This is a genomic window from Flavobacterium flevense, from assembly GCF_900142775.1.
Taxonomy (GTDB): domain Bacteria; phylum Bacteroidota; class Bacteroidia; order Flavobacteriales; family Flavobacteriaceae; genus Flavobacterium; species Flavobacterium flevense.
Genome location: NZ_FRCC01000001.1, coordinates 375,732 through 399,516, shown reverse-complemented (window position 1 = coordinate 399,516; position 23,785 = coordinate 375,732). Strand labels below are relative to the sequence as shown.

Annotated in this window: 23 protein-coding genes and 1 tRNA gene; 10 read left to right on the top strand and 14 right to left on the bottom strand. The window is 34.8% G+C overall.

Going from position 1 to position 23,785, the window contains the following annotated elements:
• Nucleotide 1 precedes the first annotated feature (1 nt).
• The 5 genes from ftsA to BUB89_RS01725 all read left to right on the top strand — a co-directional run bounded on the left by ftsA (nucleotide 2) and on the right by BUB89_RS01725 (nucleotide 5,052).
• The gene (gene ftsA, locus BUB89_RS01745; protein WP_073241255.1) at nucleotides 2-1,378 is read left to right on the top strand and encodes a cell division protein FtsA; all 1,377 of its coding nucleotides are present in this window, start codon (nucleotides 2-4) and stop codon (nucleotides 1,376-1,378) included.
• Between the two features lie 50 nt (nucleotides 1,379-1,428).
• Nucleotides 1,429-3,402, top strand: coding sequence for a cell division protein FtsZ (ftsZ, locus tag BUB89_RS01740; RefSeq protein WP_073241253.1), 1,974 nt, complete (start codon nucleotides 1,429-1,431; stop codon nucleotides 3,400-3,402).
• A 164-nt stretch (nucleotides 3,403-3,566) separates the two neighbouring features.
• Nucleotides 3,567-4,016 (top strand): GatB/YqeY domain-containing protein, encoded by a 450-nt coding sequence (locus BUB89_RS01735; protein WP_073241837.1) that lies wholly within the window; start codon nucleotides 3,567-3,569, stop codon nucleotides 4,014-4,016.
• 64 nt (nucleotides 4,017-4,080) lie between these two features.
• Nucleotides 4,081-4,154, top strand: a tRNA-Arg gene (locus BUB89_RS01730).
• A gap of 94 nt (nucleotides 4,155-4,248) precedes the next feature.
• Nucleotides 4,249-5,052, top strand: coding sequence for a zinc-dependent peptidase (locus tag BUB89_RS01725; RefSeq protein WP_073241251.1), 804 nt, complete (start codon nucleotides 4,249-4,251; stop codon nucleotides 5,050-5,052).
• A 72-nt stretch (nucleotides 5,053-5,124) separates the two neighbouring features.
• Here BUB89_RS01725 and BUB89_RS01720 read toward each other — a convergent pair whose 3' ends face one another.
• The 6 genes from BUB89_RS01720 to BUB89_RS01695 form a co-directional block, all read right to left on the bottom strand.
• Nucleotides 5,125-6,351: a PQQ-dependent sugar dehydrogenase gene (locus BUB89_RS01720; protein ID WP_073241249.1), complete on the bottom strand. Its 1,227-nt coding sequence runs from the start codon at nucleotides 6,349-6,351 to the stop codon at nucleotides 5,125-5,127.
• A gap of 198 nt (nucleotides 6,352-6,549) precedes the next feature.
• Entirely contained in the window at nucleotides 6,550-7,212 is a 663-nt protein-coding gene (rpe, locus tag BUB89_RS01715) for a ribulose-phosphate 3-epimerase (protein ID WP_073241247.1), read from the bottom strand.
• A gap of 266 nt (nucleotides 7,213-7,478) precedes the next feature.
• Complete coding sequence (locus BUB89_RS01710) at nucleotides 7,479-8,342, bottom strand: sigma-70 family RNA polymerase sigma factor (protein ID WP_026707723.1); 864 nt, start codon at nucleotides 8,340-8,342, stop codon at nucleotides 7,479-7,481.
• A gap of 176 nt (nucleotides 8,343-8,518) precedes the next feature.
• Nucleotides 8,519-10,663, bottom strand: coding sequence for a polyribonucleotide nucleotidyltransferase (locus tag BUB89_RS01705; protein WP_073241244.1), 2,145 nt, complete (start codon nucleotides 10,661-10,663; stop codon nucleotides 8,519-8,521).
• Nucleotides 10,664-10,813: 150 nt separating this feature from the next.
• Complete coding sequence (gene rpsO / locus BUB89_RS01700) at nucleotides 10,814-11,083, bottom strand: 30S ribosomal protein S15 (RefSeq protein WP_073241242.1); 270 nt, start codon at nucleotides 11,081-11,083, stop codon at nucleotides 10,814-10,816.
• A 149-nt stretch (nucleotides 11,084-11,232) separates the two neighbouring features.
• A complete protein-coding gene (locus BUB89_RS01695; protein WP_073241240.1) occupies nucleotides 11,233-12,171 on the bottom strand; it encodes an energy transducer TonB in 939 nt (312 codons plus the stop codon).
• Nucleotides 12,172-12,295: 124 nt separating this feature from the next.
• Between BUB89_RS01695 and xrtF the strand changes: the two genes are divergently transcribed.
• The 5 genes from xrtF to BUB89_RS01670 all read left to right on the top strand — a co-directional run bounded on the left by xrtF (nucleotide 12,296) and on the right by BUB89_RS01670 (nucleotide 16,344).
• Nucleotides 12,296-12,832: an exosortase family protein XrtF gene (xrtF, locus tag BUB89_RS01690; RefSeq protein WP_073241238.1), complete on the top strand. Its 537-nt coding sequence runs from the start codon at nucleotides 12,296-12,298 to the stop codon at nucleotides 12,830-12,832.
• A complete protein-coding gene (locus BUB89_RS01685; protein ID WP_073241236.1) occupies nucleotides 12,822-13,265 on the top strand; it encodes an exosortase F system-associated membrane protein in 444 nt (147 codons plus the stop codon). The genes xrtF and BUB89_RS01685 overlap by 11 nt, the downstream gene beginning before the upstream one ends.
• Nucleotides 13,266-13,324: 59 nt before the next feature.
• On the top strand, nucleotides 13,325-14,155 hold the full coding sequence (locus BUB89_RS01680) for a restriction endonuclease (RefSeq protein WP_073241234.1): 831 nt from the start codon (nucleotides 13,325-13,327) through the stop codon (nucleotides 14,153-14,155).
• Between the two features lie 20 nt (nucleotides 14,156-14,175).
• Nucleotides 14,176-15,531, top strand: a complete 1,356-nt coding sequence (locus BUB89_RS01675) for an MBL fold metallo-hydrolase (RefSeq protein ID WP_083552463.1) — start codon at nucleotides 14,176-14,178, stop codon at nucleotides 15,529-15,531.
• Nucleotides 15,532-15,657: 126 nt separating this feature from the next.
• The gene (locus BUB89_RS01670; RefSeq protein WP_073241229.1) at nucleotides 15,658-16,344 is read left to right on the top strand and encodes a DedA family protein; all 687 of its coding nucleotides are present in this window, start codon (nucleotides 15,658-15,660) and stop codon (nucleotides 16,342-16,344) included.
• Nucleotides 16,345-16,423: 79 nt separating this feature from the next.
• On the opposite strand, the gene groL is transcribed toward BUB89_RS01670, so the two are convergent.
• From groL to miaB, 8 genes are all read right to left on the bottom strand, one after another.
• A complete protein-coding gene (groL, locus tag BUB89_RS01665; protein ID WP_073241216.1) occupies nucleotides 16,424-18,055 on the bottom strand; it encodes a chaperonin GroEL in 1,632 nt (543 codons plus the stop codon).
• A gap of 84 nt (nucleotides 18,056-18,139) precedes the next feature.
• Nucleotides 18,140-18,415: a co-chaperone GroES gene (locus BUB89_RS01660; RefSeq protein ID WP_073241214.1), complete on the bottom strand. Its 276-nt coding sequence runs from the start codon at nucleotides 18,413-18,415 to the stop codon at nucleotides 18,140-18,142.
• Between the two features lie 141 nt (nucleotides 18,416-18,556).
• Complete coding sequence (secG, locus tag BUB89_RS01655) at nucleotides 18,557-18,886, bottom strand: preprotein translocase subunit SecG (protein WP_073241212.1); 330 nt, start codon at nucleotides 18,884-18,886, stop codon at nucleotides 18,557-18,559.
• A gap of 3 nt (nucleotides 18,887-18,889) precedes the next feature.
• Nucleotides 18,890-19,711: a tetratricopeptide repeat protein gene (locus BUB89_RS01650; protein WP_073241210.1), complete on the bottom strand. Its 822-nt coding sequence runs from the start codon at nucleotides 19,709-19,711 to the stop codon at nucleotides 18,890-18,892.
• A 67-nt stretch (nucleotides 19,712-19,778) separates the two neighbouring features.
• Nucleotides 19,779-20,282, bottom strand: coding sequence for an LptE family protein (locus BUB89_RS01645; RefSeq protein WP_073241208.1), 504 nt, complete (start codon nucleotides 20,280-20,282; stop codon nucleotides 19,779-19,781).
• 79 nt (nucleotides 20,283-20,361) lie between these two features.
• Nucleotides 20,362-21,618 carry a sigma-54 interaction domain-containing protein gene (locus BUB89_RS01640; protein WP_073241206.1) on the bottom strand — a complete coding sequence of 419 codons (1,257 nt, stop codon included), beginning with the start codon at nucleotides 21,616-21,618 and terminating at the stop codon, nucleotides 20,362-20,364.
• Nucleotides 21,619-21,884: 266 nt separating this feature from the next.
• A complete protein-coding gene (locus BUB89_RS01635; RefSeq protein ID WP_073241204.1) occupies nucleotides 21,885-22,274 on the bottom strand; it encodes a GxxExxY protein in 390 nt (129 codons plus the stop codon).
• Between the two features lie 41 nt (nucleotides 22,275-22,315).
• Nucleotides 22,316-23,761: a tRNA (N6-isopentenyl adenosine(37)-C2)-methylthiotransferase MiaB gene (gene miaB, locus BUB89_RS01630; RefSeq protein ID WP_073241202.1), complete on the bottom strand. Its 1,446-nt coding sequence runs from the start codon at nucleotides 23,759-23,761 to the stop codon at nucleotides 22,316-22,318.
• Nucleotides 23,762-23,785: the final 24 nt, after the last annotated feature.

The following is a 23,785-nucleotide window of genomic DNA, read 5'->3' as shown; positions in this document are numbered from 1 at the left end:
AATGGAAAAAGAGAATATTGCAGTAGGTCTAGATATAGGGACAACCAAAATCGTTGCCATGATTGGCAAGAAAAATGAGTATGGTAAGTTAGAAATTTTGGGTGTTGGAAAATCCAAAAGTCTAGGTGTGGCTAGAGGAGTGGTGAATAATATTACACAAACCATTCAGTCTATCCAGCAAGCAATTAATGAAGCAGAAACAAATTCAGGTTATAAAATTAAAGATGTTGTTGTAGGGATTGCAGGTCAGCACATTCGTAGTATTCAGCATACAGATTACATCAGCAGAAGCAATCCGGAAGAAGTAATTGGTGGAAATGACATTCAATTACTGATTGATCAGGTGAATAAATTGGCCATGTTGCCGGGGGAAGAAATTATCCATGTTTTACCTCAGGAATTTAAAATTGATGGGCAATCGGAAATAAAAGAACCTATCGGGATGTATGGTGGACGATTAGAATCCAGTTTTCATGTTGTGGTAGGGCAGGCATCGTCTATACGTAATGTAGGGCGTTGTATTCAAAGTTCAGGTATCGAATTGTCAGGATTGACATTAGAGCCATTAGCGTCATCTGATGCAGTTTTAAGCCAGGAAGAAAAAGAAGCCGGAGTTGCCTTGATCGATATTGGTGGCGGAACAACTGATTTGGCTATTTTTAAAGATGGAATTATTCGTCACACGGCAGTTATTCCTTTTGGAGGAAATGTAATTACAGATGATATCAAAGAAGGCTGTTCTATTATCGAAAAACAGGCTGAATTGTTGAAAGTGAAATTTGGGTCAGCCTGGCCAGGAGAAAATAAAGACAATGAGATTGTTTCTATTCCGGGATTGAGAGGAAGAGAACCAAAAGAAATTTCATTAAAAAACTTATCCAAAATTATTCATGCCCGTGTAGTAGAAATAATTGAACAGGTTTTTACTGAAGTGAAAGCATATGGTCACGAAGATCCAAGAAAAAAATTAATTGCCGGAATTGTACTTACCGGTGGTGGTGCTCAATTAAAGCACATCAAACAATTAGTAGAATACATTACAGGAATGGATACCAGAATAGGATATCCTAATGAGCATTTAGCAGGTAATTCAGATGAGGAGTTTTCCAGTCCTTTATATGCAACTGCAGTGGGATTAGTAATGAATAGTATTTGCAATAATACACAAAGTGCGATTAGAAAAGAAGATGTAGTTTCTCAAAAAGTGGTTTATCAACGTGAACCGGTTGTTGAAATTGTAGAACGTTTTGAAGAAGCAGAGCCGGTAGAAACGCAAAGTTATTCCAGAAAAGAAGAATCAACAGGAGAGAAAATCAAACGTTCATTCTTTGATCGTTATGTGGATAAGATTAAAGATTTTTTAGATAACGCCGAGTAGTAAAAAGAAGAATAAAGACAAAATATATTAATATCAAAATACCAAATAATATGACGAGCAACTCAGAATTTGGAAGTATCTCATTTGATTTACCTAAAAATCAATCAAATGTGATAAAAGTAATAGGTGTAGGTGGAGGTGGTAGTAATGCTATCAATCATATGTTTAAGCAAGGAATCAAAGGAGTTGATTTCATTGTGTGTAATACGGATTCACAGGCATTACAAAATAGTGGGGTTCCTAATAAAATTCAATTAGGAGTAAATTTAACAGAAGGACTTGGTGCCGGAGCTAATCCGGATGTGGGGCAACAATCTGCTATCGAAAGTATCGCTGACATCGAAAAAATGTTAGACCGCAATACCAAGATGGTTTTTATCACTGCCGGAATGGGTGGAGGTACAGGTACGGGTGCGGCGCCGGTAATTGCTCAACTGGCTAAAGAAAGAGAAATTCTGACGGTAGGTATTGTGACCTTGCCTTTTACCTTTGAAGGGAAAGTGCGTCAGGAGCAAGCGCTTATTGGAATTGAAAAATTACGTAAACAAGTAGACTCTTTAATTGTTATCAATAATAACAAATTAAGAGAAGTATATGGAAATCTTGGTTTTAAAGCAGGATTCTCTAAAGCGGATGAAGTTTTGGCAACAGCCTCAAGAGGAATTGCCGAAGTAATTACACATCACTATACTCAAAATATCGATTTACGTGATGCTAAAACGGTATTAGCAAATAGTGGAACTGCTATCATGGGTTCTTCTGTTGCTTCAGGTGAAAACAGAGCTAAAGAGGCTATAGTTGCTGCTTTAGATTCTCCGTTATTAAATGATAATAAAATTACAGGAGCCAAAAACGTATTGTTGCTCATCGTTTCTGGATCTAACGAAATTACCTTAGATGAAATAGGCGAAATTAATGACCATATTCAAAGTGAAGCCGGTTACAATGCTAATATCATCATGGGAGTTGGTGAAGATGATACATTAGGTGATGCTGTGGCAGTGACTATTATTGCAACTGGATTTGATATTGAACAACAAAACGGAATCGTTAATACGGAGCCAAAAAAAATCATTCATACCTTAGAAGATGAGCAAAGAAGTGTTCATAATCTAAGTAACAATACAGTTGCAGGTTTTGATTTAGATATTGATAAGCCGGTAAGTAGTAATGTTGAAGAAAGAGTTGTTTTTGACTTAATTGATGAAGAGGAAGTTGTTGCAGCTGCTCCTGTGGCAGAAAAAGTTGTTCCTGTTGAGGGAAACGAGGAATTGATGGCAATGTCTGAATTTATTAAAAATATTGATGTTACTTTCGAAATTGTTTCTCCAATAAAAGAAGAAGAATTTACTTTTTCAGCACCAAAAGCAGCAGAAGTAAAACAACCAATTATTGAAGAGCCTAAAGCAATCGAAAAACAAGAGCAGACTTCTATTTCTTTTGATTTGCCTCTTTTTAAATCGGAGCCGGTTAAACCGGAACCAGTTCAGGAAAAAGAAGAAAAAATTTTATTTGAATTGACAAATGAAACTAAAGATATTAAGGTAAACCAAGCTGTGCAGTTTGTTCCGGTAACTGAATTGTCAGACAAAGGAGTCATCAGATATTCTCTTGAAGAATATATGGAGGCAGAAAACGAATTAATTTCGTCTAAGCCGGTAGCAAAAGTGGTGGAAGAAGTAATTCCTGAAGAGTTAAACATCACCATGAAAAAAGTAGAAATACCTTCAGAAGATTTTTCAAAAGCCGAAGATATTTCTCCTATCGAAATGACAATTGAAGAAACATTACGCTTAAGAGCTGATGAAAGAAGAAAAAAATTAAAAGAATTCAATTATAAGTTTCACAATAATGTTTCTAAGATTGATGAATATGAAAAAGAACCTGCTTATAAAAGATTAGGTATCGATATTTCAAATAATCAAACTAACAATGCAAATTCAAGAATATCAGTAGGGACTGACAGCAATAATGATTTGCAATTGCGTTCTAATAATTCTTATTTGCACGACAACGTAGATTAATCTATCCATTTTTGCATACAATAACCCGAAAGTTGCATTTAATTTTCGGGTTATTTTTTTTACCTTCGCAAAAATAAACAGAGTTTCAGTATAAGTAATTGTCTCCTGAACTCTTTTTAAAAATAATGTCAAACACAGCAGTATTGCTTAATAATAAGAAACCAATGAGTTTATCAGTACAGATCATGGAAGAGATTAAAACAGCCATGAGAGCCAAAGATACCGTAGCTTTAGAAGCTTTGAGAGCAATCAAATCAGAATTACTTTTAGCTCAGACTTCTTCAGGATCAAAAGAAGAAATTTCGGCAGATGAAGAAGTTAAATTGTTACAGCGTTTAGTAAAAACACGTAAAGAAAGCGCCAGAATTTTTACAGAACAAAATCGTCCTGATTTAGCTGAACCGGAATTAGCTCAGGTTGCTGTAATTGAGAAGTTTTTACCGGCTCAATTAAGCGAAGAGGAAATAGAAGCTGTCATTGCTAAAATTATTGCTGAAACAGGAGCATCCGGAATTGCATCAATGGGAAAAGTAATGGGATTAGCTTCTGCACAATTAGGAGGAACTGCTGAAGGAAAAACAGTTTCTACTATTGTAAAAAAATTATTAGTTTAATAAAAGTTAGATTTTAGAATTTAGACTTCTGATTAATATGAAATCTAAATTCTAAAATTAAAATGGCTGCGTAGTTCAACTGGATAGAATATCAGATTTCGGCTCTGAGGGTTGCAGGTTCGAACCCTGCCGCGGTCACATTCCAATAACCTCAAAAATAATCAGATTTAAAAGATTGTTTTTGAGGTTTTTATTTTAAATTTAATTACATAATCCATTTAATGGAACAGATATGGTGTTTCAATTTTTTGTCATTCTTGTTTTTGCGATACTTGCTTTTCAATTAATTGTGTTCAGGATTATTGAACCTGCTTATGTTCTGGCTTTCAAGAAACCCTTGTTTTTACATGCATATCCTTTGCTGAAAAAATTGAATAGTGAACAAAAAGCAATTTTAGAACATAATTTTCCTTTTTATAACCGACTTAATTTGAAAAGGAAAAAGTATTTTGAACATCGGGTAAAGGAGTTTTTGTCTAAATATGAGTTTGTAGGCAAGGATATAGCAATTACCCCACTGATGCAAATATTGATAGCAGGTACTTATGTAATGCTGACTTTTGGTTTCAGGAAATATTTGATTGAATTGTTTTCAAGAATTGTTATTTATCCATCAAGTTATTATTCGTCTTCCAATGATGCATATCATAAAGGAGAATTTAATCCCCGAATGAAATCCATTGTTTTTTCGTGGGAAGATTTTGTTTTAGGTCATGAAACCTCTAATGATAATATTAATTTGGGATTACATGAATTTGCACATGCATTGCATTTTCATTGTTTGAAGAGTAATGATCCAAGTGCTGTTATCTTTTATGATGAGTTTAATAAAAGCATGAATTATTATAAAGATGACTCGTTGAATGCGGAATTGCGTTCCAATGGGTATTTTAGATTATATGCTTATCAGAATCAATTTGAATTTTTAGCTGTCATTCTGGAGCACTTTTTTGAGACACCGGCAATTTTTAAAAAACAGCATCCTGAGTTATTTAAAATTATCGTTAAAATGATTAATTTTGAAGAAAAGGTTTAAAAAAAGCCTCAAAAGCAATCAAATCTTATGGATTGCTTTTGAGGCTTTTTATTTTAAATAGATCTTTTGGTGTTATTTCTTGTCAATTTTGTATAATCTGCCCTGATCAGTGATAGCATATAAAGCGCCATCATTTCCTTGTGTAATGTCTCTGAATCTTTGATTTTTCTGAGCAAGAAGCCTTTCTTCTCCAATGATTCGATTGTCTTTAATAGCAAGGCGAACAATATGCATACCACTTAGGGTTCCTATAAAAAGGTTGTTTTGCCATTCAGGAACACGATTTCCGGTATAAAAAGTCATTCCGCTTGGTGATACTACCGGATCCCAATAATAAACGGGTTGCTCCATACCTTCTTTTTGCTGAATTCCTTCACCAATAATTCCTCCACCGTATTCTATTCCATACGTAATTACCGGCCAGCCATAGTTTTTCCCTGCCTCTAAACGGTTAATTTCATCACCTCCACGTGGTCCGTGTTCGCTGAGCCAGATTTCGTCTGTAACAGGATGCATAGCTAATCCCTGAGGATTTCTATGTCCAATTGTGTATAATTCGGCTAATGATTGTGCCTGATTAAAACTTGGATTTCCAGGAGCTGCTTGTCCATTTTTTGTTATTCGGACCACTTTGCCTAAACTTGTCGAAGTAGATTGGGCTAATGGTCTTGTTTCAAGTACGGAGCGTTCTCCGGTACTGACTAAAAGGTTTCCTGTTTTGTCAAAAAGGATACGTCCTCCATAATGAAGTGTACTATTATTTGCAGGAGTAGTTCGGTAAATAACGGTGGCGTTTTCTATGCTTTTTGAGTCGCCGGATAGTTTACCCTTTGCAACAGCTGTAATGTTTCCGCCTGATACAGCTTCAGAAAATACCCAGTACAGTAGTCTGTTAGATTCAAAATCTGGATCCAGACAAAAACCTAATAAACCTCCCTGATTTGCAGCATTTACTGCAGGAATGCCGGAAATAGGATTACTTACTTCTCCTGTTGTGGTTACAATACGGAAAACACCGTCTTTTTCAGTTATTAATAGTCTGCCATCCGGAAGGCTTTTAACGCTCCAGGGTTTTGTGAGAGCGGTAGTAATTATCTTTGATTCGTAATCCGTATTGGTTTGTATTCCATTTACACGGGTTTGCCCATCAAATGCCGGTTTGAAACTGGTGTTAGGATTGTTAGTTTCTGCCGGATTGGTAATAGTACCGGGATTATTTTTTGTATCGTTATTATTCGAGCAGCTGAAGAGGCTAAATAATGCAGTAGATAGTATCGTGATAGATTTAATTTTTCTCATCGTATTCGGGGAATTAAGTTTATGATTAAAGCTTTTACAAAGCTCTGTCATTTAGAGGAGAAAATTTTATATAATTTGAGTTTCTGATTATATAATTATCTATTGTGTAGTGTTTTAGTGGTTTTGTGTGAATTGTTTTTTATTTGAAATAAAAAGAAGCCTTCTCAGTTCAGTTTGAGAAGGCTTTGGGATATTATTTTATAGACTGGTAATTTTCTTTAAATCGGCTACTGTGGCAATTGGGTCAGCAGCGCCAAAAACATAACTTCCGGCTACCAAAACATCTGCTCCGGCTTCTACTAATTGAACTGCATTTTTATTAGTTACTCCACCGTCAATTTCGATAATGGTTGAAGCACCTTTTCTATTGATTAAAGCTTTTAACTTTCTGATTTTATCATAAGTGTTTTCTATGAATGATTGTCCTCCAAAACCCGGATTCACACTCATGATACAAACCAAGTCAATATCGTTAATTACATCTTCAAGTAAATCAACATTGGTATGCGGATTTAAGGCAACTCCGGCTTTCATTCCTTCGGCTTTAATGGCTTGTAAGGTTCTGTGAAGGTGAGTGCAGGCTTCAAGGTGAACAGTTAATACATCAGCTCCTAATTTTTTGAAAGTCGAAATGTAACGATCCGGATCAACAATCATCAAATGTACATCAATAGTTTTGTTTGCATGTCTTTTGATAGCTTCTAAAACCGGCATTCCAAAAGAAATATTGGGAACAAAAACGCCATCCATGATGTCAATGTGAAACCAGTCTGCTTCACTGGTATTAATCATTTTGATGTCGCGTTCCAGATTAGCAAAATCAGCAGCTAATACTGATGGAGCAATAAGTGTGTTTTTCATTATGGTTGTGTTGTGTGTTGAATTTTTGCAAAGGTACAAAATCAAATTAGAAAATTATGTTTTCTTGACGGAGCAGTTTTTGCGTGAGTGATAGGAGCACTCCGCCAAAGCGGAGCGGATAGCACGACAGCAGCTGAAAAAAAGAGCGGATCTACGCAAAGAGGCTTAGCTCTTTTTTTTCAGATGGTGGCACGCCCAAAATAAATGTATAGTTGGTATAAAAAAAAACTCCGGTTTGAGCCGGAGTTTGAGATAGTGTTATAGGATTAACCTAAGTAAGTTTTTAAGATTTTACTTCTGGAAGTATGTTTTAATCTACGGATTGCTTTTTCTTTAATCTGACGAACACGCTCACGTGTCAGGTCAAAAGTTTCTCCAATTTCTTCCAGAGTCATTGGGTGTTGATCACCAAGACCAAAATACAAACGAACTACATCAGCCTCACGGGGAGTTAATGTTTCTAGTGAACGCTCGATTTCAGTACGTAAAGATTCGTGGATTAATTCTCTGTCCGGATTTGGAGATTCACCTGAACGTAACACGTCATAAAGGTTAGAATCTTCTCCTTCAACAAGAGGGGCATCCATTGATAAATGACGACCGGAGTTTTTCATAGACTCTTTTACATCATTTACGGTCATATCCAGTTCTTTTGCAATTTCTTCAGCAGAAGGCGGACGCTCGTTAGATTGCTCTAATAAAGCGTACATCTTGTTGATTTTGTTGATAGAACCAATTTTGTTTAATGGTAAACGAACGATACGGGATTGCTCAGCCAAAGCCTGAAGAATCGATTGACGAATCCACCAAACTGCATACGAAATGAATTTAAAACCACGTGTTTCATCAAAACGTTGTGCAGCTTTAATCAATCCTAAGTTTCCTTCGTTAATTAAATCAGGAAGTGTTAATCCTTGATTTTGATATTGTTTTGCTACCGAAACAACGAAACGTAAATTAGCTTTTGTTAATTTTTCCAGAGCTCTTTGATCTCCGGCTTTAATTTTTTGTGCTAATTCTACTTCTTCGTCAGCAGTAATAAGGTCAACTTTTCCAATTTCTTGTAAATATTTGTCTAATGAAGCAGTTTCACGATTGGTAACCTGCTTGGTGATTTTAAGTTGTCTCATGTTATTGTTGTCCCATTTTTTATAGTGTACAAATGGTTATACGTACGGAGTTGTAAGAAAGTTACAAAATCTTCAAAAAAATTTTATTTAAGCTTACAAAAAACAAAAATCCCGTCTCGTTTTTTACAACGAGTCGGGATTTTTTATAATTAAACCTTTAGTAAACTAAGATATGATTACTCTTTTTTCTCCTCACGCGGAGGTCTTGCGATAAGTGCTTTTCTTGACACTTTTTCTTTTTTAGTTTTAGGGTCAAGTCCTAAGTATTTCACTTGGAATACATCGCCCATGTTCACTACATCGGTTACGTTTTCAGTACGTTCCCACGCTAATTCAGATACGTGTAATAAAACCTCGTTTCCTGGTGCTTCTGTATATTCAACTACAGCTCCAAAATCCAGCATTTTGATTACTTTTACTTCATAAGCTTCTCCCATTTGTGGTTTGAAAGTGATTGACTTAATTTTAGCCAATACTGCTTCAATTCCGGCAGGATCTGTACCTAAGATTTCGATAACTCCTTGTTCGTCTACTTCGTTGATAACAATAGTTGTTCCGGTAGCTTTTTGTAATTCCTGAATTACTTTTCCACCAGGTCCAATTAAAGCGCCAATGAAGTTTCCAGGAATAGTTCTGGTAATGATTTTAGGAGAATGTGCTTTAACATCTTCTCTAGGAGTAGCGATAGTTTCTGTTAATTTTCCTAAGATATGCAAACGTCCGTCACGAGCTTGAGATAAAGCTTGTTCCATGATGTCATAACGTAATCCGTCAATTTTGATATCCATTTGACAAGCAGTGATTCCGTCAGCAGTACCAGTTACTTTAAAGTCCATGTCACCTAAATGATCTTCATCACCTAAGATATCTGAAAGTACAGCAAATTTTTCACCGTCAGTAATCAATCCCATAGCAATTCCGGAAACCGGTTTCACCATTTGAACTCCTGCATCCATCAAAGCCATAGTTCCTGCACATACTGTTGCCATAGAAGAAGAACCGTTAGATTCTAAAACTTCTGAAACAATACGAATAGTATAAGGACAATCAGCAGGAATCATGTTTTTTAATGCACGTTGTGCTAAGTTTCCGTGACCTACTTCTCTTCTTGAAGTTCCTCTTAAAGGACGAGCTTCACCAGTTGAGAAAGGAGGGAAGTTATAGTGTAAGTAGAATTTTTCTTCTCCTTGTTCAGATGGAGAGTCAATTTGATTTGCTTCTCTGGATGTTCCTAAAGTTACTGTAGCTAATGCCTGAGTTTCTCCACGTGTAAATAATGAAGAACCGTGTACAGAAGGTAAATAATCAGTTTCACACCAGATAGGTCTGATTTCTGTTGTTTTTCTTCCGTCTAAACGAATTCCTTGTTCAAGAATTACATTACGAACAGCTTCTTTATTGGTTTTGTAGAAATATTTTCCAACTAATCCGGCTAAGTCAGCATTTTCAGCATATTCTTCTTCAGTAAACAATGCTTGGCATTCTGTTTTTACAGCAGCAAATTTTTCGCCTCTTTCGCTTTTTCCTGATGCTTCTGCTGCAATAGCATAACATTTATCATAAGCAGCAGCTTTTACTTTTGTATAAACAGCTTCATCTTCTACTTCACCATCATAAGTTCTGTAATCAGGATTTCCAACAGCCGCTCTTAAACGTTGTTGTGCTGCAATTTGTACTTTGATTGCTTCGTGAGCAAATTTAATTGCTTCAATCATTTCGGCTTCTGAAATTTCTTTCATTTCACCTTCCACCATCGCAACAGAATCCATAGAAGCACCAATCATCATGTCGATGTCTGATTTTTCCAATTCTTCTCTGCTTGGGTTGATAACCAATTTACCATCCACACGTGCAACACGTACTTCGGAAATTAAGTTGTAAAATGGAATATCAGAAACGGCTAAAGCGGCAGATGCTGCTAAACCGGCTAATGCATCTGGCATAACGTTGTCGTCATGTGACATTAGCTGAATCATTACCTGAGTTTCAGCGTGGTAATCATCCGGGAAAAGAGGACGTAATACACGGTCTACTAAACGCATTGTTAATACTTCGCTGTCGCTTGGACGCGCCTCTCTCTTGAAGAAACCTCCAGGGAAACGACCTGCGGCAGCAAATTTTTCACGGTAATCTACCGTTAATGGTAAAAAATCAATTCCTGCGTTTGCTGTTCTTGCTGATACTGCTGTTGCTAAAAGCATGCAATTTCCTAAACGAACAACAACCGAACCATCGGCTTGTTTTGCTAATTTACCTGTTTCGATTGAGATGCTTCTTCCATCTCCTAAATCGATAATTTCTTGTTTTACTTGTGGAATCATAAGTTTTCCTTTAATTTGATTGTACAATGGGTTTTAGTTGTGTTGTTGTTGTGTAGTTGTTGTAATCTAAAACCAAATGAAAAACCAAACTTTTTTTTATGCAATAATATGTAAACAAAAAGAGGTACTTGCGCACCTCTTTTTAATGTATTATTTTCTAATACCTAATTCTTTGATAATTTCACGATATCTGTTGATTTCTTTCTTTTTCAAGTAATCTAACAAAGATCTTCTTTTACCTACCAGTTTTACCAGGGAACGCTCTGTATTATAATCGTGACGATTTTTTTTCAAGTGACCAGTTAAGTGGTTGATTCTAAATGTAAACAAAGCGATTTGCCCTTCAGCAGATCCAGTGTTTACTGCTTGTCCTCCGTGTTTCGCGAAGATTTCTTCTTTAACTTCTTTAGTTAAGTACATGCTAATATTATTTAATGATTATTATGTATGTCTCATCACTAGTTGATAGACGGCTGCAAAAGTAGAAAATAATTATCAATTATGACCCAAAAAAGTATTTTTTTTATTTTTTGGACAGGTGAAGCTATTATCAATTGCAGATTTTTTTGTTAATTACCAGCTAATGTAATAGGAAGGTGGTATAATACTCTAACGAATTGTCCTCTTTGTTTGGCAGGTATCCATTTTTCATAACTGGATATCACTCTGATTGCTTCCTGATCTAATGTTTCGTTAAATGATTTTACAATTTTAGGTTCAACTATTTCACCTTCTTTATCCACAATAAACCGTATGTATATTTTGCCGCTTAGTGATTTGTATTCTTTAGGGATTTTGAAATTTTTCCCCACAAACTGATAAAAATTTCGTATTCCTTTTAAAGGCTCCGGTTTGCTTTCTAAAACAGTATAATGATATTCATTATTGTCTTTATCAGTACTAATGCCTGATATTAGTTCTCCTTTTTGGTATTTTTCGATGTAGGTACATTTTGTATTGTATTTTCCTTGCCATATTCCTTCTTTAAGACCATCTTCTATGGTACCGGTGTCAGAATTTTTCTCGGTTATCTCTTCATATTGACCATTCCCGTCGATTATAGTTTGTTGACCGTCCTTATTCCAAAATTGAATAATTTTTACAATACTTTTTTTGTTATTGTTATCCCAGATTATTTCTTTTTCTGATTTTTTTATGTTGTCCTTATACCACTCTATTTGTTTTCCGTTTAGTTTATTATCTACATAGTTAGATTCTTTTTTCTTATTCCCATTTTCATAATAGTCAATACGTGTGCCTTCAAATTGCATTTTGTCTTTGTCTTTTGTAGTAGCACTCATGCTTTTTTTTCCGGATTTATAATATTCCAGAACGGTATACAAGTCTTTGTCGCTTTTATAATCTTCAATAATTCTAATGTAAGAATAGTTTTTGTCTGTAGTAATACTATGTAGAGAATCCAGTAGAATGGTTTTGCTTCCTTTATTCTGAGCAAAAAAGGATACTGAAATTAATAGTAATGTGGTGGTTAGTAAGTTGGTTTTCATACTGTAACTTTTTTTTTCAAATATAATGAATTATACTACAGTATTGTATTGCAATATGTGAAATTTTTGAACTGCAAAACTGATATGATTATTTTATTTTACATAAATTTGATAAAAATAAAATTTGAAAAAATATCTTATTCTATATCGGCCTTTTTTAGTTTTCTTAGCGAAGTTTTTTTTGACTTATTTAATTTTAAGCCTTGTTTATCAGTTTTTTATATCTGGTTTTGAGGGGGATACAGTCGATTCGATAACGCAGTTAGTTGCTGAAAACACCATGCAACTACTTACTTTTTTTGGTGCCGATTTTTATATTAAAACAATTCCGCAAACTACTAATATCCTTTTTTATTATAATCAGCAGGCCGTTGCCCGAATGATTGAAGGCTGCAATGCCATAAGTGTCATTATTTTATTTATTTCATTTGTGGTTTCTTTTTCAGGGAAATTAAAACCTACTTTATTATTTGTTTTTGGAGGGAGTATTTTTATTTATATTCTAAATGTAATCCGAATTGCTTTATTGTGTCTTGCCTTGTATTGGTTTCCGGAACATCAATCATTGCTGCATGAAATTATTTTTCCGCTGTTTATTTATGGAGTTGTTTTTATTTTATGGGTAATCTGGGTCAATAAATTTTCATTATATGCTAAATAAAATTTATACTCATCGGCTACAACTTTTGCTCGCTTTGGGGCTGTTGCTTTGTTTTGTATTCGTTCGTTATTATGAAACTACATTGTTTTATGATCCGTTTTTGGCTTATTTTAAAAGTGATTTCAATAAAATGGATTTGCCTGAATTTGATGTTTTTCGCCTGATTTTGAATTTATTTTTCCGCTATAGTCTGAATATGATTATTTCTCTGGGACTGATTTATGTGATTTTCAAAGATAAAATGATGATTCAGTTTTCCTTTTTTTTATACCTCATTGCTTTTCTGTTATTAATTGTCTTCTTCTTCCTGGTCATCCATTTCTATGGCTCACAGAATAATTTTTTACTTTTTTATATCCGAAGATTCTTAATTCAGCCCTTATTTGTATTACTGTTTATTCCGGGGTTTTATTTTCAAAAGCGAAATTCCTAATATTTTTTGCGTAACTTTAAGTAAGTTATTACAGTGAATAATTAGTAATTTACAGCGATATGAAAATTGTAAAACATTCCGGTGCTGTTGTTGATTTTAATCCTGATAAACTTACTCAGTCTTTGTTGAGGTCAGGAGCAGACAGTTTTACAGCAGATCTTATTCTAAAAGAGATTATTAAAGATGTTTATGAGGGAATTTCGACTAAAAGCATTTATAAAAAAGCTTTTGCCTTATTAAAACATCATACTAATTCTCATGCTGCACGATACAATCTTCGGGCAGCAATCCAAATGTTAGGTCCGGAAGGCTTTTTTTTCGAAAAATATATAGCCCGGATTTTTGAAGCCGAAAAATACCAAACTCAAACCAATATCATTTTGCAGGGCAATTGTGTATTGCATGAAATTGATGTTTTGATTAAAAAGAATAATGTAATTGGTATGGTCGAATGTAAGTTTCACGGTGGAAAACAAGGGGTTTCGGATGTCAAAATTCCATTGTATGTTTTTTCCCGATTTAATGATTTACGGTTTAACAGTTATACTCTTTTTTCGAATAAAGATAAAATTTCTAGTTGCTGGATTGTCACTAACACCCGTTTTACTGCCGATGCTATAGCTTTTGCAGAATGCTCCGGAATTAATTTACTGAGTTGGGATTATCCCGAAAAAAGGAATTTAAGGTCAATGAATAATAATGATTGTTTGTATCCGGTAACTTGTTTGACCACTTTAACTAAGGCCGAAAAAGAAAAATTATTGTTGCTGGATGTTATTTTAGTAAAAGAATTGGTTGCTAACAGGATTGACTTAAAAGAAATAGGGATAAGCAATTTCAGAATAAAAAATGTTTTGAAAGAAGTGGCTGAACTCTGTAAATGTGGTTGAATTTTAAAAAAAATAAGGCTATGAAAATCAAATTTATAGGAGCAGCCGGAACGGTAACGGGATCAAAAACGTTGATAGAAAGTAATGGAATCCGTATTTTAATTGATTGCGGATTGTTTCAGGGATTAAAGTCTTTGCGGGAACTCAATTGGGAGCCTTTGCCGGTTCTGGCAGATACAATTGATTATGTTTTACTGACACATGGACATTTAGACCATTGTGGCTGGTTGCCAAGATTAGTAAGTCAGGGTTTTCAGGGCAAAATTTATTGTACTGGGCCTACAATGGAAATTTCAAAGTTAATATTAGTTGACAGTGCTAAAATTCAGGAGGAAGATGCTAAAAAAGCCATTCAGGAAAATAGTTCAAGACATGAAATAGTGAAACCCTTATATAGTGTAGAAGAAGCAAAAAAGGTATTTCCGCTTTTTAATGTTGTAGCTCCTAACGTGAAAGTAAGTGTTGAGCCGGAAATTGAAGCTGTATTTACTCCGGCGGGACATATTATAGGAGCATGTAGCATAAGTCTGGAACTGGAAGGTAAGACTTTAGTTTTTTCGGGAGATTTAGGAAGAGATAATGACGTTTTATTGTATCCTCCTGTTAAACCAAAAAAAGCCGATTTAGTGTTTTTAGAAAGTACTTATGGCGACCGTTTGCATCCTGATAGTGATCCCAAAACAGAATTAGAAAATACTATTAATGAAACTTTTAAAAAAGGCGGAACAGTTATCATTCCAAGTTTTGCAGTAGAACGCGCCCAGAGCATTATGTTTATTTTATGGGAATTAAAAAAAGAAGGACGCATTCCTGATATTCCGTATATTCTTGATTCGCCCATGGGAATAGGAGCTTTTGAGGTTTTTTTTAACAATACCCAATGGCATAAACTGAGTTTAGCCGATTGTCAGGCAATGAGCAAAATGTTTGTAATTAATGCTGATTATGAAGAAACGCTCGCTGCCATCAATAATAAAGGAGCAAAAGTGGTCATTGCAGCAAGTGGAATGATTACCGGAGGACGCGTTTTAAGTTATTTAGAAAATTACATAGGTCTTCCTGAAACTACCATTATCATAGTAGGGTATCAGGCAGAAGGAACAAGAGGGAGAAAATTAATTGAAGGTGCTAAATCCATTAAAATATTTGGCAGTTATTATAAAGTACGGGCTAAAATCACAGAAATAAACGGTCTTTCGGCTCATGGAGATCAGGCTGATTTGTTAGATTGGTTGTCAGAACTTGAAAATAAACCTCACCGGGTTTTCTTAGTTCATGGAGAACATGCTGCCGCAGATGAATTACGAATAAAAATCAGAGAAAATTATGGTATAAATTGTTCCGTACCCCTGATGGGACAAGAATTTAATTTTTAAATTACACTTACTAAATAAGAACTCCTTTTTTATCGTTAATAAAACTTTAAAACAAATGAATAAATTGTGGTTAAGCTAATTTATTCTTACTTTCACGCTCGAAATATTTGACTTAAATCCTGACGAATGAATAGCTTTGATTGGAAAAACCTGATAGACCCACTTTTTTATATTCATTTTGATATAAATGGGATAAAACTAGGTGTTTATATTGTATTGTTTATTGTTTTTGCCGAAACAGGATTGTTTGCGGGTTTCTTTTTACCAGGCGATAGTTTGCTTTTTCTTGCAGGGATTTATAACCGGGAATTGATTGAAAATATCATGTTTATTGAGAGTGATTTTATAAATGTAACTTTGCTTTCCTTAATGGTTGCCTTTGCCGGTATTTTAGGTAATATTGTAGGCTATTGGTTTGGAGCTAAAAGCGGATATTATTTGTATAATAAAGAAGATTCTTTCTGGTTTAAGAAAAAATACCTGGTTCAGTCTAAAGCTTTTTTTGAAAGACATGGAGGAAGAGCCATTATTTTTGCTCGTTTTTTACCTATTTTCAGAACTTTTGCTCCTATTGTGGCCGGTATTGTAATGATGGAGAAAAAAAAGTTCATGTTTTATAATGTAATAAGTTCTCTTCTTTGGTCCTTTTTACTAATATTTGCAGGACATTATTTGTATGGTTTCTTGTTAAATAACTATCAAATCGACTTAAAAAACCATATCGAGCTTATTATCATCGGGTTGGTTATTGTTACTCTGTTGCCGGTTATACTTAAATTGGCTAAAAAATCAACCGAAACAAAAGATTCTTAAAAAAGGAAATTTTAATCCAATAAAAAATCCGTCTCATTTTGCAACGAGACGGATTTTTTTATGTTTAAGAATTTGGGAATTACATCATTCCCGGCATTCCACCGCCCATTGGCATTCCGCCACCAGCGTTTTCTTCTTTAATGTCTATTAAAGCACATTCAGTTGTTAATATCATTCCTGAAACCGATGCAGCATTTTCTAATGCAACACGAGTCACTTTTTTAGGATCAATGATACCGGCTTTTAACATATCAACATATTCATTTGTTTTAGCATTGTATCCAAAATCACCGCTTCCTTCAGCCACTTTTGCTACAACTACTGATCCTTCCAGACCTGCATTTTCAACAATAGTTCTCAATGGAGATTCAACAGCACGGGAAACAATTTGGATTCCGGTAGCCTCATCAGCATTTTCAGCTTTCAAATTAGCTAACGCTCCTTTAGCTCTTAATAATGCTACACCACCACCGGCAACAATTCCTTCTTCTACAGCCGCACGAGTTGCATGAAGCGCATCATCAACACGGTCTTTTTTCTCTTTCATTTCTACTTCAGAAGCAGCTCCAACATAAAGTACAGCAACACCACCGGCTAATTTAGCCAAACGTTCCTGTAATTTTTCTTTGTCATAATCAGATGTTGTTACTTCCATTTGACCTTTAATCTGGTTCACACGGTTTTTAATCATTTCAGCTTCACCGGCACCGCTTACAATAGTAGTATTGTCTTTATCTATAGCCACTCTTTTTGCAGTTCCTAACATTTCGATAGTAGTGTTTTCAAGAGTATAACCTCTTTCTTCAGAGATTACAGTTCCACCGGTTAAGATAGCGATGTCTTCTAACATTGCTTTTCTTCTGTCTCCAAAACCTGGTGCTTTTACAGCAGCAATTTTTAAAGCGCCACGCAATTTATTTACAACAAGAGTTGAAAGCGCTTCTCCGTCAACATCTTCTGCAATAATCAATAATGGTTTTCCTGATTGTGCAACCGGCTCAAGAACAGGTAGTAATTCTTTTAGAGAAGATACTTTTTTGTCGTATAATAAGATGTATGGAGAGTCTAATTCTACTTCCATTTTCTCAGAATTCGTCACAAAATACGGGGACAGGTATCCTCTGTCAAATTGCATTCCTTCAACTACATCAACAAATGTATCTGTACCTTTAGCTTCTTCAACAGTGATAACTCCTTCTTTACCCACTTTTGCAAAAGCAGTAGCAATTAATTCACCAATAACTTCATCGTTATTTGCAGAAATAGAAGCGATTTGTTTGATTTTGTCAGAATCACTTCCTACCACCTGAGATTGTTTGGCAAGGTCAGCAACGATAGCTTCTACCGCTTTGTCAATACCTCTTTTTAAATCCATTGGGTTAGCTCCGGCAGCAACGTTTTTCAAACCTTCTTTTACGATAGCTTGTGCTAAAACGGTTGCAGTTGTAGTTCCGTCTCCTGCTAAATCATTGGTTTTTGAAGCTACTTCTTTAACCATTTGAGCTCCCATGTTTTCTAATGGGTCTTTTAATTCAATTTCTTTTGCAACAGAAACACCATCTTTAGTAACTGTTGGTCCTCCAAAAGTTTTTCCAATGATTACATTACGTCCTTTTGGTCCTAAAGTTACTTTTACTGCATTTGCTAATGCATCAACACCACGTTTTAATCCGTCACGTGCTTCGATATCAAATTTTATGTCTTTTGCCATTTTTTTATGTCATTGCGAGGAGTTGCGAGGCACGAAGCAAAGCAATCTCATCCTCTTAGTTAATTAATTATCTTAATACTTTTTTTAGATTATTGCAAGAATATCGTCTTCACGCATGATTAAATAGTCTGTGCCTTCTAATTTTAATTCGGTACCGGCATATTTTCCATACAATACGGTATCTCCAATTTTTACGGTCATTGTGTGGTCTTTTGTTCCGTTCCCTACAGCAACAACAGTTCCTTTTTGAGGTTTTTCCTTCGCAGTGTCAGGGATAAAAATTCCTGAAGCAGTTTTAGTCTCGGCTGCAACTGGTTCGATAAGAACTCTGTCTGAAAGTGGTTTAATGTTTAATGCCATGTTTTTATATTTTAAATTATAATTTTTATTGTTGCTGTTTTATTTTCAGAAATTGTGCCATTTCATTTTGACTGACAATTTTTCTTAAAGAAAATGCCAGCTTTGACAGGCTGGCATTTTTTAATTTATTTTAGATGCTGATTATTTTGCTGGAGTTGCCGGAGCTACTGGTGCAGCCGGTTGAGTAACAGGAGCAGCAGCTTCAGTAGTATCAATAATTTTAGAGTCGGCGTCACTTAATGAACCAGTGAAGCTTAAACTTGATAATAAAATCAAAGCAATCAAAACGATGGCTAAAGTCCACGTACTTTTATCTAAAAAGTCAGTTGTTTTTTGTACACCACCTAACATTTGTGATCCGCCTATAGTAGAAGATAATCCTCCTCCTTTAGGGTTTTGAACCATAATTACTACAATCAGTAGGAAACAAACTATTGTTATTAAAACTAAAAAAATTGAAAATGTGCTCATTACTTAATTATTATTGTTTTGTTGTAAAATCTTAATATCCGATATGCGGTCTGCAAAGAAACTACTTTTTTCTGGATATTTCAAAATTAATATTTCATATGCCTGAATTGCTTTTTGATATTTTTTTTGTTCTAAATATACTTTGGCTAAAGTCTCTGTCATCAACGAAGTAGTATCTTCTTTATTAATGTCTATGTTTATTGACGGAGTACTGTGTTTCACTGCTGAAATCTTAGGATTAGTCTGGATAAACTTATTAATTATGGATTCTTTTTTCTTTCTAAGCGCCTCTTCTTCGGAGTTGATTGTAGTGCTTTTTTTAGTTTCAGTCTCTCTGACGATAGGTTGAATTCTGGAAAGTTGCAGCCATTCCTGAAAAGAATGCGTTTCATTTTTCGAAAATTCTAATGGTTTTCCTAATTCTAATTTTTCCTCTGCGGTGTTTGCTGTTTCTTCAGAATCGTTTTGTTGGGGATCATTTATAACAGATTCTGATTTTTGATCAGCAACAATTTCGATGCTGTCAACAACATGTATTGACAGTAATTCATTAGTTTTCTTTTCGAATAAATCTTTCTGTATCGCATTAAAATCATCCGAACTTATAAAATCAAACAAAATGGCTCTGTCAGTAGTGTGAGCTGCCGTAACTTTTAATGCGCCATTGTACTGATAGCTATTTTCATTGTAAAGTCCTTTTAACCGCAAGGCTCTGGCACTTTGAAAATACGGAAATTCATCCAATACTTTTTCTAAAGCAAGAGTTTGCTTTTCAGTAATCGTCTGGGGCTTGTTGATTAAATAAGTATAATCGGTTACGTTCATAAGGTTTATTTGGTATTTGGTTATTTGGCATCAAATTATAGAATCCACCAATAACCGAATCAACATTTTACCATTTAGCTAATGAGGCATTAAAAATATCCTGCGTAATTCTTTCAAAAATTTCATCCAGTGCTGTGTTTAAAACGGCTCCTTGTAATTGTGTTTGTGCCGGATAATCGTAATAAAACTCGAATGGTTTTTCAAAATCATCAGCCTCTTTATTTCTATTGGTAAACCGTACATTTACTCTTATTTTTAATCTGTTTTGAGAGGCTTGCTGATCTGCAGTCGCAGTCATCGGGCTGATACGGTAATCTGTAATTTCTCCCTCATAAATTAAATCAGCACCATTTTGTATCAGATTCAGATTCGTTTGATTTTGTAAAAGATCCTGAAGTGTTAATGTAAATGTTCTGTCAATTCCTGGTTCTACTAAATCGGCATTATTCTGAAAGAAATTAACCTGAAAGGTTTTAGCATCGATTTTTCCCGTTCCGGTAAAGTTGTAAATACTACAGCTGTTAGTGGTAAACAGGATAATCAGGATTAATAATAAATATGTTTTTTTCATGAGTATGTGTAAAGAAATCCGGTTTTCAAATATACTGATTTCGATTTTTGAATTTGTATTTTGCTATTTTATTTACTTTTTATAAATCGAATTGTTTGATTTTTCGATACAATGTTCGTTCCGAAATTCCTAATTCGTCCGCTGCAGCTTTCCTTTTTCCTTTGTTTTTTTCTAATGATTTTTTAATCATTTCGATTTCTTTTTGCTCTAAGCGTAATACTTCCTCTTCTTCAATGGTTTCTGCAAAAAGGTAGTTGTCGTCAGAATTAGTATAGTTTTCATTGTGATTCGTTGGCATCACAGCGGTTACAGCTTGTTCTTCAAATTCTATTTCGCTATCTTCATTTTTAGAACCATATATTTTCTGAATCAGATTCGGATTGATATCCTGAGTTTTGGCAGCGCCACTTTTCATCAGTTCCAAAGTGAGTTTCTTAAGATCATTCAAATCGCTTTTCATGTCAAAAAGAACTTTGTATAAGATGTCTCTTTCGGTACTAAAATCACTTTCGCTTTTGTTGCTTTTAATTACCGACGGAAGATTACTACCCTCTGTAGGCGGCAAATAAGCCTGCAAAGTTACACCCGAGATATCGCGGTTCGTTTCTAAAACCGAAATTTGTTCAGCAACGTTTCTTAGCTGACGAATGTTTCCGCTCCAACGGTATTTTTGTAGTAATTGCACCGCATTTTCATCCAGTTTTAACGGAGGCATTTTGTATTTATGTGCAAAATCGGCAGAGAATTTTCGAAACAATAAATGAATATCATCTTTTCTGTCGCGCAAAGGTGGCAACGTAATATCTACAGTACTTAAACGATAATACAAATCTTCCCTGAATTTTCCTTTTTCGATAGCACTAAACAAATTAACATTGGTAGCAGCCACAATTCTTACATCGGTTTTTTGAACCTGTGAAGAACCTACTTTCAGGAATTCGCCGTTTTCAAGAATTCGCAGCAAACGCACCTGAGTGGTTAGAGGTAATTCGCCTACTTCGTCCAGAAAAATTGTTCCGCCATTGGCCACTTCAAAATAGCCTTCACGGGTACTTGTTGCACCTGTAAAAGCTCCTTTTTCGTGTCCAAAAAGTTCACTGTCAATAGTTCCTTCGGGAATAGCACCACAGTTTACAGCAATGTATTTACCATGTTTTCTATGGGATAGCGAATGGATAATTCTTGGGATGTTTTCTTTTCCTACACCACTTTCTCCGGTAACCAGCACGGAAATATCAGTAGGTGCTACCTGAATGGCTTTTTCTATCGCACGATTGAGCTTTGGGTCATTCCCAATAATCTCAAATCGTTGTTTTATGTTTTGAACTGATTCCATTTTGTTATTGTGAGGAGTTGCAAGTCATATAGCAAAGCACTCTCTTTTTTGTTAAACGTAAATTTTCAGTTTTATTTTTTATCATTTGTCAAAGTATCTTTGACGGTATTTGTTTTTTCTACTTTATGCTTTGGAAAATAAGTTCTAATAATATAGAAAGTAGCTCCAAATCCAAAGATAAAAGTGAATATAACGATGAGTATTTGTTTTTTTGTCATAGTTTTTTAAAATTAACCACAAATTACACAAATTAGCGCAAATTCATTTTATGAATTTATCAATCGTTTATGTGTTAATGATTTGTTCTGAAAGTTTGCAATTATTCCAACAGGAGTATCTGCTAGTTTCATATAATTTAATGTCTGAGCAAGATGATCATTACTGATTTCTTTTACAGATTTTACTTCTAATATTATGTCTTCATAAACTATAAAATCGGCATAAAATTTATGAGGTAAAATAATTCCTTTATATTCTATTGAAAACTCCTTTTCTCGTTGATAAGGAATTTGATGGTTTTTAAATTCAATTTCTAATGCGTCTTTGTAAACAATTTCCAGTAATCCGGGACCTAATAATCTATGTACTTCCATGCAAAGACCAACAATTTGATAATTTTCATCTTTCTTGTAATAATATTCGTTTGTGTCGGCCATAGATTTTTTTTGTGAAAATTTGTGTAATTTGCGGTTAAAACCTAATTCATTTCACTCAAACCTACCGCTTCTCCTTTTAAAGTTCCGCTGGTGCAGGAATTGATTTTTACATTTACAAAATCACCTATTTTATAATTCTCTTTTGGAAAAACCACCGTGATACTTTGTGAATTTCTTCCTGAGAATTCTTCCTTGGATTTTTTCGAAACTTTTTCAATTAATACTTCCACAGTTTTTCCAATAAATTCTTCAGAACGAAACCAGGCATGTTTTTGTTGTAAATCCACAATTTCCTGTAATCTTCTGGCTTTGGTTTCTTCAGGAACATCATCTTCCATTTTTCTTCCTGCCAAAGTTCCCGGACGTTCAGAATACGAATACATGTATCCAAAATTATATTTTACATATTCCATTAAACTCATGGTATCCTGATGATCTTGTTCGGTTTCTGTTGGGAAACCGGCAATCATATCCTGCGAAATAGCAGCTTCAGGAATAATAGTTTTTATTTTATCAATTAAAGTCATGTATTCTTCGCGAGTGTGCAAGCGATTCATTTCCTTTAAAATCCGGTTGCTTCCCGATTGTACCGGCAAGTGAATGTGTTTACAGATATTAGGATATTTTGCAATAATATGCAACACACTTTCGTGCATATCCTGTGGGTTAGAAGTCGAAAAACGAATACGCATTTTAGGAAAAGTAACCGCTACCATTTCGAGTAACTGGTCAAAATTGACTGCAGTTGCTTTTTGCATTTCCGATGCGTTTTCAAAATCTTTTTTCAAACCGCCACCGTACCATAAATAACTATCAACGTTTTGACCTAAAAGTGTGATTTCTTTAAAACCTTTGTCCCATAAATCCTGAATTTCAGCCATAATACTTTGGGGCTCACGGCTGCGTTCGCGACCGCGGGTAAAAGGAACTACACAAAAAGTGCACATATTATCACAACCACGGGTAATAGAAACCAAAGCGGTAATCCCGTTACTCATTAATCGCACTGGCGAAATATCTCCGTACGTTTCCTCTTTAGACAATATAACATTGATAGCGTCACGGCCTTCTTCAACTTCTGCCAATAAATTAGGCAGATCTTTATAAGCATCCGGACCTACAACCAAGTCTACAATTTTTTCTTCTTCCAGAAACTGACTTTTCAAACGTTCGGCCATACAGCCTAAAACGCCTACTTTCATTTTTGAATTAATGCGTTTTACGGCATTGTATTTTTCTAAGCGTTTGCGAATGGTTTGCTCTGCTTTGTCACGAATCGAACAGGTGTTTACTAAAACCAAATCGGCTTCTTCTAAAATCTGTGTCGTGTTGTATCCGTTGCCGGATAATATAGAAGCAACTATTTCGCTGTCTGAAAAGTTCATGGCACAGCCGTAACTTTCAATGTATAATTTTTTAGTGTTTTCCGGCTTATTTTCCAGCACAAGGCTTTCTCCTTGTTTATTCTCTTCGATAATCTTTTCCATTCAAGTTGTTTCAAAGTACAAAGA